Source organism: Nonlabens sp. (assembly GCF_018401815.1).
Classification (GTDB): Bacteria; Bacteroidota; Bacteroidia; order Flavobacteriales; family Flavobacteriaceae; genus Nonlabens.
This window is the reverse complement of record NZ_JAGYKG010000006.1, coordinates 101,099-116,413: the sequence shown is the minus strand read 5'-3', so window position 1 is coordinate 116,413 and position 15,315 is coordinate 101,099. Positions and strand designations below refer to the sequence as shown.

Genomic DNA, 15,315 nt, shown 5'->3' with positions numbered 1-15,315 from the left:
TCATGATTAGGGATCTCTTTTGTTTTTTATTCACAGTTCAATGGATTTATTTGGTAATTCCTGACGTCGGTACCCATTGCTATTTCCCATTCTGCGATCTTTTAGACTGCATTGTTTGTCTAGTCGTTGTATGGTCTGCGGATTCTCTTCTGCATACCGGGGATCTTGAATATAATCTGCTTTGTGCATGTCGTGGACCTCTATGGAATAGAAATCAAATTCTTCCACAACCTTGCCGTATATTTTATAGATGCCACTTCCTCTAAAGCGAATTTTTGCCGCTACTGGAGGGAACATCACCGTATCAAAAAAATGACCCTTACCATCTAAAAAAGTACCAAATTGCATGCGTTTTCCTTTTGCCGTATGTGTGGTCTTGATATTTACCAGGTAGCCATAAATCAACATCATTTTTTTGTTATGCGCTTTCATCTCTTCGCGACTGTTATTGTTTTTAGGCAGCTCTACTAATAGGTCAAAATGCGAACACAACGGAAAGCCTAAAAGCTCTATCTGTTCATATGCTAATTCCTGATGGGTAGTGTGAAGCTGAGGAATTTTGGCTTCCCTATATTCTGGAACAAACAGTTTGTTTTGAATATATTTTTGTGGTGATTTGTCAAGCTTATAATGTGCTTGCCACAATAATTCATAACGATCCATTGCTGTAAACCTAAAAGCATTGATGCGTATCAATATAGAAAGCTGATCTATACTGATAAAGACACGGTTTATAAAGTCTTCTAAAGAGGTAAAGCTTCCATTCAAATGACGTGCTTCTATGATACGCACCATGGTTTTTCTTTCCAGCTCCTTGAGGTAACTGTAGCCTAGATAGATGCTTTTTCCTTTAATAATGTTAGCAATATTACTGTGATTTATACAAGGTGGTTCTATGGTAGCACCACACATTTTTGCTTCGTGTACGTAGAGTTCAGGTTGGTAAAAGCCACCGCCATTATTAAGTGTTGCCGTCATGTATTCTAAGGGGAAATACCGTTTTAAGTAAAGGCTTTGATAACTTTCTACAGCGTAAGATGCAGAGTGCCCTTTCGCGAAAGCGTAGCCAGCAAAACTTTTAATTTGATTCCATATTTCTTTAGTTTGCTCTGGATCATGTCCTAGATCGATACAGTTCTGAAAGAATTTTTCTTCTACTTTTTGAAATTCTTCACGAGATCGGTACTTACCGCTCATTCCACGACGCAGTACATCTGCTTCGGCAAGGTCTAGTTGCGCATAGTAATGGGCTACCTTGATCACGTCTTCTTGATAGACCATGATGCCGTAAGTTTCGGGCATAATTTCTTGCATGATGGGGTGTGCGTCCTTGCGTTTTTCAGGATATCGAGTGCGTAAAATAAACTCGCGCATCATCCCGCTCTGTGCAACTCCAGGGCGTATGACAGAGCTGGCAGCAACCAGTCCTATATAATCATTAGTAGCGAGTTTGCTGAGCAACATTCTCATAGCTGGAGACTCTATATAAAAACAACCTATGCATTTTGCCTGTGAGATCATGTTATTGATTTCAGGGTCTTTCATAAACTTCTTTACATCAGTATGCAGGTTTGCTATGGGAGCATCGGGCTGGTTGTATTTAATAATCTCTATCGTGTCGCGTATCTTTCCTAAACCACGCTGTGCAAGAATGTCAAATTTATGAATCCCAGCATCTTCGGCAATATGCATGTCAAACTGTACGGTGCGGTAGCCTTTAGGAGGCAAGCTGGTGGCGCTGTAATAATGAATAGGTTTTTCGGTAATAAGAATTCCGCCAGCGTGAATGCTGGTATAGTTGGGCATGCCTTTTATCAAATGGCTATATTTCAATACCAATTGGTGCATTTGATCCAGTTGCTCGAGTTGAAAATTGCCTGTGGTGAGTAGGTCAATATCTGCCTTGGGAAGACCAAAAACTTTCCCTAATTCTCTGATAACTGCACGGTACTGAAAGGTGTTGTAAGTGGCAAGCAAGGCGACATGATCAAATTCTTCAAAAATAAATCGAGTAATATCTTCCCGATCATCCCATGAGAAATCAATATCAAAATCTGGTGGACTCGTCCTGTAATCGTTGATAAAACGTTCAAAATAAAGATCGAGTTCTATGGGGTCTACCTCAGTGATTTGTAACAAATAGGCAAGAATACTGTTGGCTCCACTACCGCGACCTACATAAAAGTAACTTTTGCTACGGGCGTATTCACAAATATGCCAATTGATCAAAAAATAGGCGACAAAGCCTTTCTTTTTTACAACACCTAGTTCTTTTTCTATACGCTCAAACACGTCTTTTTTATCTTTTTTATCTCTGTATCTAGTTGCAACACCAGCATAAGCAAGTGTTCTTAGTTTTTGATAATCGGCCTCCTTACTTTCAGAATAGAGGTGTTGATTTGCGTTAAGCTGAGCGTTCTCAAAGTCAAAATAGATCTCGCAATTTGCTAATAGTCGTTTGGTGTTTTCAATGATAAAGGGATATTCTATAAAGGCCTCCTCCATTTCAGGAACAGGAATCATCTGATCTTCAAAATGACCTTGTTGGGATTCTGGTAACTGACTCAAAAGAATATTTAAGTCTACACACCGCAATAGCCGGTGAGCGTTGAAATCCTTTCTAGTTCTAAAGGTCACCGTTTGCATTACCACTAAGTGGTCCTTCATTTTCACATATGTGGTAAAAGGAAGTTGGCGTAATGCGGCAATAGAGATTCCTATGAATTCGCTTTCGCGAAAGCGAGTTTTCTCCAGTGCTAGTACCTTTTTAAACGGATAGATGACAAAAGCATTCTCAAAGGCTGGGGCCTGATCTGGAAAGGGAATTTTATTTTCCAGATGAAAGGATAAGTACTCGTTGAGTTCCTGAAACCCATGGTTATTTTTAGCAATACCTACATACAATTGTTGGTGCTTGTTTCTAAAATCAATACCGATCACTGCATGAAGATTGCTTTGAGTACAAAGCCTGATAAAGTTAAGGCATGCACTGGTGTTGTTGATATCAGTTAGAACAATGGTTTTCACTCCGTTTTCAAGCGCAAGTTTTATCAGCTCTTCTTCATTAAAGGTGCCGTAACGCAAGGAGTAATAGGTGTGATTATTGAGGTACAAATTGACTTTTTAATTTGGTTTATTTAAAGCGGTTTTCAAGAGCTTTAGACCTCACTAGGTGCTATTTAACGAGCATGGAGCTTCTTGAAAGACGTAATTAATTAATTTGTTGGTTGGTCCGTTTTATAATTCATAGGGATTTATTTCAACACACGCCTATATTTTTTTAATTCTCCTTAATCCCTAATCTTATTGTTTGCGATGTGCGAGCACCACTGGGGGTAATCCATTAAAGGGGTTGAGCATTCGGCCTATGGTTTTTGCTTCCATTCCAGCAGCCCTCATTACGGTTCTATCGCCATATTTTTCTCTTATTTTATCTAATGCGTTATACAGGTTAAGTGCAGTTTCATTATCATCAAACAGATTGATCTGGTAATGGCCATTTACAATATGTGAAAACCGGATCCCTATAAGCCGGATCAATAGCCTGCGGTTGTAAAGCTTTTCAAAAATCTCTAGTATGTGAGGGATCAAAATATGATCTGCACTGCAATAAGGAATTCGCATCTGTTTGGTGTAGGTGTTGAAGTCAGAGTATTTGATTTTCACGTTAATGCAACCGGTGAGTTTATCGCCTCGCCTGAGTTGAAAAGCAAGGTTTTCAGTCATAGCGATAAGAATGGAATTTAGTTTTTTCACATCTATAGTATCTCGGTCAAAAGTACGTTCGGTGCTGATTGATTTGCGCTCATTAAAAGCAATAACAGGTCGGTTATCGACTCCTTGTGCACGGCGCCAGATCATGCTGCCGTTTTTGCCCAATACGTTGATGAGCATTTCTTCGGGCATTTCTTGAATGGTATGAATGCGTTGTACCCCCAGATGTCTTAAGGTTTGATAGGTTTTATCTCCTACTTGCGGAATCTTTTTGATAGACAGTGGTGCCATAAAGTCTTTTTCTTCCCCGTAATTGATCATCAATTGGTTGTTAGGTTTTGCTTCTCCAGTAGCGATTTTGGAAACAACTTTATTTATAGAGAGGCCAAAGGAAATAGGTAGTCCTGTTTCTCTGATGACTTTTTTGCGCAATTCTGTTGCCAGCTTATAACAGCCATAAAACCGATCCATTCCAGACAGATCTGCATAGAACTCATCGATGCTTGATTTTTCAAAAAGCGGGGTTTCCTGTTTGATGATTTCAGTGACTTCATCAGAGTGTTTAGAATACGTCCCTGCATTCCCTCTTATAACCACTGCTTCTGGGCAAAGCTGCCTTGCCAATTTCATAGACATCCCACTGTGTACCCCATAGCCTCTTGTTTCGTAACTGCAAGCAGCAACGACACCGCGATCACTTGTTCCACCTACAAGTAGCGGTCGGTTTTCAAGACGTGAATCCATCTTTCTCTCTACAGAAACGTAGAAAGTGTCTAGATCTAAATGTATGATGTGTTTATCGCTCATAGTTATCATACCTGCGCAGGCAGGAATCTCTTGTTTATACTGTCATTCCGCTGCATAGCGGAATCGGTTTGTAATATCTCGATTCTATTTAATATCTCGATTTATTATAATTTGTGGCTTAAATCTTTGAGGTGGCTCACTAAATGTTTCTTTTAATTTCCAACTTTGTTCAAGTGGAACTTTCACAGGTTGAACCATCACTTTGCTTAAAACAATGGGTTAAAAAACCTCACAGAAATAGTTCTGTGAGGTTGATGAAATAACAAGTTGGTTATTTTATGTTTTGTAGCTTTTAATCGATGATATTTTTAATGACCAGATCATTTACTGTAGGCTCCATAAAGCTTACAAAGCCTTCTTTTTCAATTTCATTTTTAAAGTAAATACCATTTTGCTGTAGTACCTCATGAAGTGTGTGGTATACTTTATGGATAAGGTCTTCTGTCTCGGCTACTTTATCAGACCAAGTTTTTACTTGGCATACTACCTTCATAGTCGCTTGCCTACTAGCTTTTCTAGTAATAAGAAGCTGTTCTACTCGCTGCGCTAGTTCTGTTTTTATGAGTTCTATATTCATGTCGGTATACATTTTAAAATAAAACAAATTGGTCTCCTTCTACAAGACGCTCTTCTCTGATGGCGTATTCATCTTCTTCAGCAAATTTGAGTCTTTCATATAGACAGCGGTCGTAATCTTTGAAAAGCTTATCTCCTATAGGTTTTAACAGCTCTAGACCATTTGCTTCTGGGTTTTTTATTTTTTGTGAAATGGGATAAGCATTGAATCCTTTAGAGTCAAAAGGCTGCATCATTCTAGAAAGCTCTGCGGTAGAGATATCTGGATTGAGCCACTTTTCTTCATCTTCTTTACTCAATACTACTGGCGCCCTATGGTGCTCTATTCGTTGTGTAAGCCTATTTGCTGCACTGGTAACTATGGCAACGGTATGATGTAATTCTCTGGTTAATGGATGTTGCCAAGTGTCATAAATTCCAGCTAGTGCAAAAGGGCCACGATCACGATTAGGATATACGATAAAGGGTTTATTAAGTTTTTCTTGTTTTGGACCTTCTATAAAGGCATCTACTAGAACTAAACAACGTTGAGATTTAATGGCATGTCGAAACATAGGCTTATTAAAAATACCCATAGCTCCTTTATAATTAGGATCGTTTTCTACGTTTAAACTTCCCTCACTGCGCGCATTGATCATGTACGTCTGTTTGTGAGCCCAGTGAGGAGTGTAGCCCAAAGTAAATAGCTGTATATGATTAGGCTGCTCGCTGGTAATGACAGGTATCTTATTACCTGCGCTTATGTTTACGTTTTCTTTGAGTTCAGCATCTTTTACAAAGGCGGCGTTGAACCGCTTTTCTAAATTTACTGCTGGCGTAATTATAGTTGCTCTTCCACACATAATTATAGTTTTATGGAAATATTCCAAGAATTATCTCCGTTCACGATTCAAATATATGGAATAATTCCAACATTATGGAAATATTCCAGTGTTAAAATTGGAAATATTCCTAAAATACCTATATTTGTCCTATGGCACAAGAGATTCTAACAGAAGCAAAAAGATTCAAACAGGTACGAGAGGACTTGGGGAAAACACAAAGTGAGTTTGCAGACTTGCTCGATGCAGGTAGCACAACTGCCGACATAGAGCGAGGTAAAAAGAAAATTACCGGCAAAATTGTAACAGAACTACTGCGACAGTTTAATGTGAACCCATTGTGGTTGTATGGGAAGAGTTACAATAAATATTTAGAGACAAGCACAAGTACAGCGCCTAAGATCATAACCATGGATACTAATGATCGTGAAAATATGATCATGGTTCCAATTAAAGCGAGTGCTGGTTACGCTAGTAATGTGCAAGATACAGATTGGTACAACGAGTTGCCGGCATTTAACATACCACTGCCACAATACAGTGAGGGAAGTTATAGAGCTTTTCAAGTACAAGGAGATAGTATGTTGCCTGTATTGCAGCCGCAAGAATGGGTTATGGGAAAAGCAGTGGAAAGTGTGCGCACAGCAAATGACAATCGCATTCATGTGGTAGTTACTACAGATAGTGTTTTAGTAAAAAAAATGCGCAAGTCTGAATCACCAGAAGCGGTAAATTTGATCTCCCTTAATCGAGAATATCCCGTGATTGAGCAAGCAGTGGTGGAGATTAAAGAGCTTTGGGAAGTCAACTCAAAATTGAGTTTTGACCTGGATGCGCATGAAGGAGAAGAAGCGATGATTTCGTTAAAACAAGGACTGGATAGTTTGCGAGAAGAAATACAAAGTATTAAAAAAGGCAACTCTTACAAGTAAATCACAGCTTCCTGCTTTCCTGCTACTTTATTAAGGTAGTTGTTCCTTAGATTCCGATTTCGCAAAAGCGAAACAAAATAAATACAACTTCTATTTAATGAGCTTTTATAAATTATATGATTTTCTGAGGGACTTGCAAAAGAATAATTCCAAAGACTGGATGGATGAGAACCGAAAGCGCTACCATGAAGTGCGCGACTGGTACATTTCTTGGCTCAACCAACTCGATATCGAATTGGGAAAAGTAGATCCTAATTATGTTTCTATAGACGGGCGTAAAGCTATTAATCGCATCAATAACAATTTGATGTTCCATCCTAATAAGCCCATCTATAAGGACCATTTTGGTGCTGGTATGGACCTTAATGAAAACGGAAAACAAGGCGATTTTTATATTCATTTAGGGACAGAAGAATCCTTTATCGCTGGCGGATTTTACCAACCTAAAAAGGAATTGCTTGACTCTATTAGAGATGCTATAGATTATAATGGAAGGGAGTATAAAAAAATTCTTAACAAGAAATCTTTTAAAGAAACTTTTGACCTGATCGATGATGGCAATTCATTGAAAACTGCCCCTAAAAGGTATTCTCAAGATCATGAGCATATAGACTTGCTGCGATTAAAAACATTTGCCGTACAACACGATCTCACTCAAAAACAAGTGATGCAAGAAGATTTTATGCAGCATTGTGTTGCCGTATATAAAGAAATGATCCCTTTTAGAGCTTATTTGAATAAAGCAGTAACGGTTTGATTTACTGATCTCTATAAAACACTTTAAACTCGGCTCCCATACCATAATCGTTGTTGCCAGATCTTACCAGTTTACTGTTGGGGTTGTAACTGAGATCAAATAGTTGCCAAGTCTTATTATGAAAAAAGATGCGTTTTACCCATGTGTTTTTACCTTCTATTTCTTGAGTAAAGGGCAGAAGTGGTCGGTACGTGGTGGAGACCTTTACAGTACCGTTTCTAGTTTTGATTTCCCTGTATTTCTTAGCTTTGATGAGTTTTCCTTCTGGGGTGCTATATCCCAATACTTGGATAGAAACAAAGATTCCGTTTTGTGGGATATTGATCTTCAATTCTTCTATATCTAATTCAAATGTTTCTTCAGTGGTTTGATCAATGATAAATGTTTTTGAGGGATATAGCGACCTGCTAGATGGACTTCCAGCTTCCTGAACATCGTAAAAAGAAACTCTGAACATCGTAGAAAACTGGCGCAACTTCCCTTTGTTACTGGACTGACTCTTCTCTACAACTACCGGTAATTTGAGTTGAGTGATTTGGGTGGGTTCGCCATCGTAACGATCAAATTTCACTGCAATCTCACTTTCTACCGTAGGCAACCAACAGTCAAAGTAATTATCGTGACCTATTTCTTTCTTTTTACGGTCTTGGTATTTTCCTGTAAGAGCTGCACTTATGATGACGGTTTCCAGTTCATCTGCTTGTTGGTATAGAAACACTTCTGATTGTAGGTTTTCTACAGCGATACCTAAATCAGCGTAACCTATACTGGAAAAGAATAAAGAGTCTACGTCATTATAGAGTTTTTTGGAGAACCTGAAACTTCCTTCATCATCTGCAAAAGTTCCTTTACCGTTTCCAAAACTGATGGTAGCAAAAGCAATAGCTTCTTTAGTAGTAGCATCTTTTATGCTAATGTCTTGACTCCAACTTAAGTTGAAACTTACTGCTACAAAACTAATCCAGAATAAGTTTTTCATCTATAGTTTTTAAATAGGTAACAATTTCTCTAGTTGCGCCCGTATTGCTGTTGATCCAGTGACCACAAATCATTCCAGTTTTATCTCTTAAATAATCGTCTTCTAGCAGCTGGTTGGTCATGGTTTCAAAGTCAAGAGCATCTTTTACAGAAAACAAACCTCCTAAATCTTCTAATTTTCCAGCTTCAGGGAATTTGTCATAGTTCTTTCCTATGATCACAGGAACACCATAAGTTGCCGCTTCTAGAATGTTGTGTAAGCCTTTTGTTCCCATAGCTCCACCCACGTAGGCAAGATCGGCGTAGCTATAGGCTTTAGTAAGCAAGCCTATGCTGTCTATAATCAGTGTCGATTCAGCCTCGAGATCACGAATCGCACAGCCTTGAATGCTGCTCCATTTTATAGGGTGGTAGTTCAGGCTGTTGCATAGCTGGGTAATAGAATTAGGTGCTACTTCATGAGGAGCAATAATGATTTTGTAGTTCTTATTTTGGTCGTTGTTGTTCAGCCAATTTTTCATGATCGCTATATCTTCTGGCCAAGAACTTCCTATTACAAGACACTTTTTATTTCCTATAAAGCTTTTTAATTCCGTAATGGAACTATCTCTTTCTATCAATTGGCTAGCGCGATCAAATCTGGTATCACCACTTACACTGGCATTAGTAAAACCTAGTTTTTCTAGATTTTGAAGTGAAGATTCATTCTGTAAAAAGAAATGATCAAAACTTTCTAAGGAATGGGTCATCCATGTTCCATACCAACTATTAAAAGGCATTTTATCTCTAAAAACACCACTTACAAGAATGGTTGTACAATTGGTTTCTTGGAGTGCATTTAAATAATTAGGCCAAAATTCATACTTCACCATTATGGCCAGCGATGGTTCTACGGTGGCGATAAATTTATTTACGTTACTCACGGCGTCTAGGGGTAAATAGCAAACCACATCAGCTAGGGGGGTGTTTTTTTTGTTCTCGTAGCCACTAGGAGAGAAAAAAGTGAGGATGACTTGATAATTCTCCCGGTTGATGCGTTCTAGTACGGGAACAACTTGTTCAAACTCGCCTAAACTCGCTGCGTGTACCCATATTTTGGGTAGGGACGACTTTACTTTTTTATCTAAAATGTCCCAAGTGCGTTCGCGGCCTTGCGCACCGAGCTTCAGTTTTTTATTAAAAACTCCAGCTAGTGGCAGGCACGCTTTCGCGAAAGCGGAAAAAATATTATACAAGGTCCTCAAAAATCAGTCTTTATTCAAATGTAATATAAAAAATAAGGTTTGGGCATTCCTATCATTATTGCTTATTTTTACATGGATATGCATCATCAAATGCCTATTGATAATACAATTTACAAATGCGTAAAATACAGATGGTTGACCTCCAGGGTCAGTACGAGGGAATAAAGGATAGAATAAATACAGGGCTACAAGAGGTTATAGATTCGGCAGCCTTTATCAATGGTCCAGAAGTTCATGCTTTTCAAAAGGAACTAGAAGAATATTTAGGAGTGAAACACGTGATTCCATGTGCAAATGGTACCGATGCATTACAAATCGCGATGATGGGACTAGGTTTACAGCCTGGTGATGAAGTCATCACAGCCGATTTCACTTTTGCGGCGACGGTGGAAGTTATAGCGCTTTTGAATTTGACACCAGTCCTAGTGGATGTAAATCCGTATAATTTTAATATTGATATAGATGCTATTAAAAAGGCAATAACGCCTCAAACAAAAGCTATTGTTCCGGTTCATTTATTTGGACAGACGGCCAATATGGATGAGATCATGGCGATTGCAAAAGAGCACGATCTTTATGTCATTGAAGATAACGCGCAAGGAATAGGTTCTAATTATATGCACAGCAATGGTTCTAAATCTAAAACAGGAACCATAGGACATGTAGGAACTACCTCATTCTTCCCTTCAAAAAACCTAGGTGCTTACGGAGATGGTGGTGCTATTTTCACTAATGATGACGAACTGGCTCATATCATCAGAGGAGTGGTAAATCACGGTATGTACGAGCGCTACCATCATGACGTGGTAGGAGTAAACTCTCGATTGGATGCCATGCAAGCCGTAGTTTTAAGAGCAAAACTACCTTACTTAACCGATTATAACAATGCCCGAAGAGAGGCTGCGAGAAAGTATACAGCAGCTTTTGCTGGGGAGGAAAAAATCATCACGCCTATAGTTTGCGATAATTGCGACTGTCACGTGTTTCATCAATACACCTTAGTTATTAAAAATGCAGACCGAGACGGACTGGTAAAACATTTACAGGCCAATAACATTCCTTGTGGGGTGTATTATCCGATACCACTGCACAAACAAAAGGCTTATGTAGACGAGCGTTACAAAGAAGAAAACTTCATGGTGACCAATCAATTAGTGAAGGAATGTATTTCTTTACCTATGCATACCGAGCTGGATGACGAGCAGATCAAGTTTATTACCGATCATGTCAAGGAGTTTATAAACAGATAATTTTAGAACGATAATTCTAAAAAAAATAAACCACTATGAAAGTAAATTTTAAAATTCTTTTTGTAGTGGTTTTCTTGTGTTCCGCTTTCTGTTTTCCGAATGGAAACAGAAGTTTATGCCTTGCTAGTCAAGGTGCGAAAGCGCAATTAAAAACAAACACTTGTTATTTTATCAATGCAGAGAGCGGGCTTAATTTACGTTCTGGACCAGGAACAAGCTATGATGTTGTACAAAAGCTACCATACGGAGCGCAGTTAAAGGTGGTAGAAAATATTCCTGCTATTGGAACAACTTATATCATTGATGAGGGCAAGAAAAAATATGGACAATGGGTTCAAGTCAGGCCTACTTTCTCTAAATATCATTACGCTAATGAGCGCAAGCAGTATGTGTTTGACATATTCCTTACACTACATTTAAATTCAATTCCGAAGGCAAGTCTTCATAATTTTGTGGAATTAGTGCATTTTGCTACAAATGAGCATTACAAGGCAGTAACAGGTGTTTCATCCAGGCGAGATATGCATCCAGGCGGATGTGATGTGCGCTATGAAAACAATCCTGCTGCAAAAGAAGCTTTAAAAAAAATCATTCAATTTGAGGTGGTGAATAGAGATGATTACATCGATCAAAAGATTACTGAAAATTACAAACTAGACACCAACTGGCAACCTAAGAAATTCAAGCTAGAAAACGAGTACCGACCTGTAGAATGGGAACAATATTACTTACCCATTGCTAAAGGAAGAGACTCTATATTGATAAAAGATCATACTGGTGAATGGGCTTCAAAAACGGAATATTACGGCCAGATTGAAGAGTTGGACAGTTATTTAATATCTGGTTTTGCAGAAGATGCTGAAGTTATTCTGGTTAATCGAACAACAGGCAAAAAAGAATTTTTGTGTAGTGGTTTGCCTGAAATATCTCCAAACGGAGAATATTTAGTAAGCGAATATTTTAATGTGTTTTCAAATACCACTGAATTTTCGATTAGAGAATTTGATGCAGAGCCTATTAGGCTAGATTATTTAATCAAGTTTTCTAGTTGGTACACTGCAGGAGAATTTTTCTGGATTTCAGAAAACGTATTTGTTATGGCTGTTTTGCCTATGGATAGTCTTTTGAGAAATTCAAATTCTAGCAGTAGGTCTAAAGTAATTTATTTAAAAGGTAGGATTCAGTTTTGAGAAATAATGTTGCTTTTCTTCAAAGTAAAAAAAGTTCTTTAAAGGCAAATCAAATTTTATAAAATGATTTGACAAATCTGTCTTAACTTGTGGTTTTAATTTATAGATATGAAACTGCGACTTACTTTATTGATGTTCTTTGTGATCACCATCAGCATCGCTCAAAACACAACAACTATTATTCACGCTGGACACCTCTTAGATACGGAGAAAGGAACCTGGCTCACAGAGATGACAGTAACCTTAGCTGATGGAGAAATACAATCTTTGGATAAAGGCTATTTAAAGGTCCCAACAACTGCCGATTATTATGATTTAAAAGATAAGTGGGTGATGCCAGGTCTTACAGACATGCATGTCCACATGGAAACAGAGTATAATCCTCATGCGTACATTTCAAAATTTGTGGATGATCCTGCAGACGTTGCCTATAATTCTGTAAAATATGCAGAGATTACTTTAATGTCTGGATTTACTACGGTAAGAGACCTAGGTGGCAGTGGCATCAACATTTCGCTGCGGGATGCGGTAAATGCTGGTAAAGTGCCAGGTCCAAGAATCTTTACGGCAGGAAAATCCATCGCCACAACTGGTGGTCATGCCGATCCTACTAACGGAGGTAACCAAGCCTTTATGGGGAATCCAGGTCCTAGAGAAGGCGTAGCTAACGGCTCAGATGAAGCAAGAGCAGCCGTAAGACACCGTTATAAAAATGGTGCCGATTGTATTAAAATCACCGCTACAGGTGGTGTTTTAAGTGTGGCAAAAAACGGGAGCAATCCGCAATTTACCGTGGAGGAGATCAAAGCCATCACAGAAACTGCAGCAGATTACGGTTATCATGTGGCGGCACATGCTCATGGTGACGAAGGTATGTATCGCGCCGTAGAAGGTGGCGTGAAAACTATAGAACATGGAACTTATATGAGTGAAAGAACTATGGAGCTCATGATCAAAAAGGATTGTTACTTAGTTCCTACGATTACTGCAGGAAAAGAAGTAGCCGAAAAAGCTGAGGTGGAAGGTTTCTACCCAGCGATAGTAGTTCCTAAAGCGAGAACTGTAGGCCCACAAATTCAAGGAACTTTTGCTAGAGCTTATAAAAAAGGAGTGCCTATTGTTTTTGGAACAGACGCTGGTGTTTTTGCACATGGTCAGAATGCCAAAGAATTTGGTTATATGAATGAGGCAGGAATGCCAGTTATGGAAACCATACAAAGCGCTACCATCACACCTGCAAAAATCTTAAAGTTAGAAGATAAAATAGGTCAAGTAAAAAAAGGCTTTTATGCAGACATTATAGCCGTTTCTCAAAACCCAGAAAAGAATGTTGCTATTCTAGAGCAAATGGATTTTGTAATGAAAGACGGAGTGGTTTATAAGAGGTAGAAAATATCTTTAATAACAAAAACTTCCACCCTTTAGGGTTGGGGGAAGAAGTTTTGGTATCTTTTTCCTAACCCTTAAGGGTTGGTTTCTGCAACGTATTTAAATAAGCACCTTCCCTAGAGGGAAGGCGGGGATGGGTGTAGGCGATGATGGAAGTAATAAAAGCAAAAACTTCCACCCTTTAGGATTGGAGAAAGAAGTTTTGGAGTTACAACGCACTGTGGTTCTTAAAGCCTTTCTCCTCTAGATACTTTACGTATTCATGGGTATTCACAGTCGCTTTTAAGTCGTGTAACAAATTATAAAGGCCAAAGAAGGTGCGGTTGATGTACAAGAAGTGCTTGCTACCGCGATTGCCATTCATTTTGCGCAGTTCTTTATCATTGCTGTATTTCTCACTTAAAGAAGAAATTTCATCCCAAAAGGTACTATCTGCAAAGTCGAAGGTCTTTTCTTGAAAAGGCTTGGTAAATAGACTGAGCATCTCGTGGAACAAAGCAGAGAAATAAATGATTTCCTTCTCACTATCATCCTCACGTAAGATTTCTAGGTCGTATAATTTAGCTTTGAATATTTCAGGATTGTTGATGCTTGCAGGAACGGCCAACTCAAAATAGGGTTGGTAGAATTCGTCTACTATTTCTTTGATACAGCCAAAATCTATAGCAATCAATTCATGCTCTTTGGAGATCAAGAAATTCCCTGGATGCGGATCAGCATGAACAGCTTTTAATCCGTGCATTTGGTACATGTAAAAATCCCAAAGTGTTTGACCAAGTTTGTTTCCGGTTTCTGAATCAAAATCTGTTTTTGCAAATTCGCTTAAATGCTTTCCCGTCATCCAGTCCATTGTGATGATGCGTTTGTTAGAAAGCTCTGGGTAATATTTAGGAAACTTAAGATTAGGAATATGGGCACAAGCTTCTGTAATCGCTACACTTTGCTTGACTTCCAGTTCATAATCTGTTTCTTCAGTCAATTTATCTTCTACTTCAGAGAAGTATCTTTTGGAATCTTCCCCTTTGAGGTTGAACATTTTCATGGCAATGGGTTTTACCATTGCGAGATCACTTCCTATAGACTCTGCTACACCAGGATATTGAATTTTTATCGCTAATTCTTTACCGTCTTTAGTAGCTCGGTGAACTTGACCTATACTCGCCGCATTGACAGAATCTTTAGAGAAGGTATCGTAAATTTCTTCTGGATAAGCACCTTGATACTTTTTAAAAGTTTTTCTAACTAAAGGAGCAGATAGTGGAGGCACACTAAATTGTGCAAGACTAAACTTCTCTACATAAGCACCAGGCAATAAACTCTTGTCCATGGATAGCATTTGCGCAACTTTAAGAGCACTCCCTTTTAAGCTCTTTAATCCATCGTATATGTCGGTAGCATTGTCCTCATCTAGCGAGGAGCGATCCATTTCTCTATTTACTGCTTTTTTAGAATAATATTTGATATAATTCGCACCTATTTTAGCTCCAGTCTTTACTAGCTCTGTCGTGCGGCCTATTTTACTGGTAGGTATTTTATCTAATGTTTTCATAGTACAAGTAGGAATTCAATAGAATGAATTCGATGATTATTGTGGTCTCGCTTTCGCGAAAGCAGAAATAAAAAAACTTATTACTTCAGCCTATTTAAGTTTAAACTT

The 15,315-nt window shown here is 38.5% G+C and carries 12 protein-coding genes; 5 read left to right on the top strand and 7 right to left on the bottom strand.

The window, feature by feature from the left end; translation table 11 throughout:
- Window positions 1-30 precede the first annotated feature (30 nt).
- The 4 genes from KG732_RS11775 to KG732_RS11760 all read right to left on the bottom strand — a co-directional run bounded on the left by KG732_RS11775 (window position 31) and on the right by KG732_RS11760 (window position 5,939).
- A complete protein-coding gene (locus KG732_RS11775; protein ID WP_213523963.1) occupies window positions 31-3,114 on the bottom strand; it encodes a DNA polymerase III subunit alpha in 3,084 nt (1,027 codons plus the stop codon).
- 189 nt (window positions 3,115-3,303) lie between these two features.
- Entirely contained in the window at window positions 3,304-4,521 is a 1,218-nt protein-coding gene (dinB, locus tag KG732_RS11770; RefSeq protein ID WP_213523961.1) for a DNA polymerase IV, read from the bottom strand.
- A gap of 292 nt (window positions 4,522-4,813) precedes the next feature.
- Window positions 4,814-5,098, bottom strand: a complete 285-nt coding sequence (locus KG732_RS11765) for a hypothetical protein (RefSeq protein ID WP_213523953.1) — start codon at window positions 5,096-5,098, stop codon at window positions 4,814-4,816.
- Window positions 5,099-5,111: 13 nt separating this feature from the next.
- Entirely contained in the window at window positions 5,112-5,939 is an 828-nt protein-coding gene (locus KG732_RS11760) for an SOS response-associated peptidase (RefSeq protein WP_213523951.1), read from the bottom strand.
- Window positions 5,940-6,070: 131 nt separating this feature from the next.
- On the opposite strand from KG732_RS11760, the gene KG732_RS11755 reads away from it, so the two are divergent.
- Together KG732_RS11755 and KG732_RS11750 are read left to right on the top strand one after the other, a co-directional pair.
- Window positions 6,071-6,850, top strand: a complete 780-nt coding sequence (locus tag KG732_RS11755) for a S24 family peptidase (protein WP_213523949.1) — start codon at window positions 6,071-6,073, stop codon at window positions 6,848-6,850.
- A gap of 97 nt (window positions 6,851-6,947) precedes the next feature.
- The gene (locus KG732_RS11750) at window positions 6,948-7,607 is read left to right on the top strand and encodes a DUF2461 domain-containing protein (protein WP_213523947.1); all 660 of its coding nucleotides are present in this window, start codon (window positions 6,948-6,950) and stop codon (window positions 7,605-7,607) included.
- 1 nt (window position 7,608) lies between these two features.
- Here the strand turns inward: KG732_RS11750 and KG732_RS11745 are convergent, their stop codons facing one another.
- Both KG732_RS11745 and KG732_RS11740 read right to left on the bottom strand, forming a co-directional pair.
- Entirely contained in the window at window positions 7,609-8,586 is a 978-nt protein-coding gene (locus tag KG732_RS11745; RefSeq protein WP_213523945.1) for a carboxypeptidase-like regulatory domain-containing protein, read from the bottom strand.
- The gene (locus tag KG732_RS11740) at window positions 8,564-9,829 is read right to left on the bottom strand and encodes a glycosyltransferase N-terminal domain-containing protein (protein ID WP_213523943.1); all 1,266 of its coding nucleotides are present in this window, start codon (window positions 9,827-9,829) and stop codon (window positions 8,564-8,566) included. Before KG732_RS11740 ends, KG732_RS11745 begins: the two co-directional genes overlap by 23 nt.
- A gap of 116 nt (window positions 9,830-9,945) precedes the next feature.
- Between KG732_RS11740 and KG732_RS11735 the strand changes: the two genes are divergently transcribed.
- From KG732_RS11735 to KG732_RS11725, 3 genes are all read left to right on the top strand, one after another.
- The gene (locus KG732_RS11735) at window positions 9,946-11,079 is read left to right on the top strand and encodes a DegT/DnrJ/EryC1/StrS aminotransferase family protein (protein ID WP_213523941.1); all 1,134 of its coding nucleotides are present in this window, start codon (window positions 9,946-9,948) and stop codon (window positions 11,077-11,079) included.
- Window positions 11,080-11,114: 35 nt separating this feature from the next.
- Entirely contained in the window at window positions 11,115-12,269 is a 1,155-nt protein-coding gene (locus tag KG732_RS11730; RefSeq protein WP_213523939.1) for an SH3 domain-containing protein, read from the top strand.
- 108 nt (window positions 12,270-12,377) lie between these two features.
- A complete protein-coding gene (locus KG732_RS11725; protein WP_213523937.1) occupies window positions 12,378-13,658 on the top strand; it encodes an amidohydrolase family protein in 1,281 nt (426 codons plus the stop codon).
- A gap of 208 nt (window positions 13,659-13,866) precedes the next feature.
- On the opposite strand, the gene KG732_RS11720 is transcribed toward KG732_RS11725, so the two are convergent.
- On the bottom strand, window positions 13,867-15,207 hold the full coding sequence (locus KG732_RS11720; RefSeq protein ID WP_213523935.1) for an AarF/UbiB family protein: 1,341 nt from the start codon (window positions 15,205-15,207) through the stop codon (window positions 13,867-13,869).
- Between the last annotated feature and the right edge of the window lie 108 nt (window positions 15,208-15,315).

Excerpts from the sequence above, each read along its gene's own strand:
- KG732_RS11735 (WP_213523941.1), top strand. The coding sequence starts at position 9,946 with ATGCGTAAAATACAGATGGTTGACCTCCAGGGTCAGTACGAGGGAATA.
- KG732_RS11750 (WP_213523947.1), top strand. The coding sequence starts at position 6,948 with ATGAGCTTTTATAAATTATATGATTTTCTGAGGGACTTGCAAAAGAAT.
- KG732_RS11745 (WP_213523945.1), bottom strand. The coding sequence starts at position 8,586 with ATGAAAAACTTATTCTGGATTAGTTTTGTAGCAGTAAGTTTCAACTTA.
- KG732_RS11760 (WP_213523951.1), bottom strand. The coding sequence starts at position 5,939 with ATGTGTGGAAGAGCAACTATAATTACGCCAGCAGTAAATTTAGAAAAG.
- KG732_RS11725 (WP_213523937.1), top strand. The coding sequence starts at position 12,378 with ATGAAACTGCGACTTACTTTATTGATGTTCTTTGTGATCACCATCAGC.
- KG732_RS11765 (WP_213523953.1), bottom strand. The coding sequence starts at position 5,098 with ATGAATATAGAACTCATAAAAACAGAACTAGCGCAGCGAGTAGAACAG.
- KG732_RS11720 (WP_213523935.1), bottom strand. The coding sequence starts at position 15,207 with ATGAAAACATTAGATAAAATACCTACCAGTAAAATAGGCCGCACGACA.
- KG732_RS11755 (WP_213523949.1), top strand. The coding sequence starts at position 6,071 with ATGGCACAAGAGATTCTAACAGAAGCAAAAAGATTCAAACAGGTACGA.
- KG732_RS11730 (WP_213523939.1), top strand. The coding sequence starts at position 11,115 with ATGAAAGTAAATTTTAAAATTCTTTTTGTAGTGGTTTTCTTGTGTTCC.
- dinB (WP_213523961.1), bottom strand. The coding sequence starts at position 4,521 with ATGAGCGATAAACACATCATACATTTAGATCTAGACACTTTCTACGTT.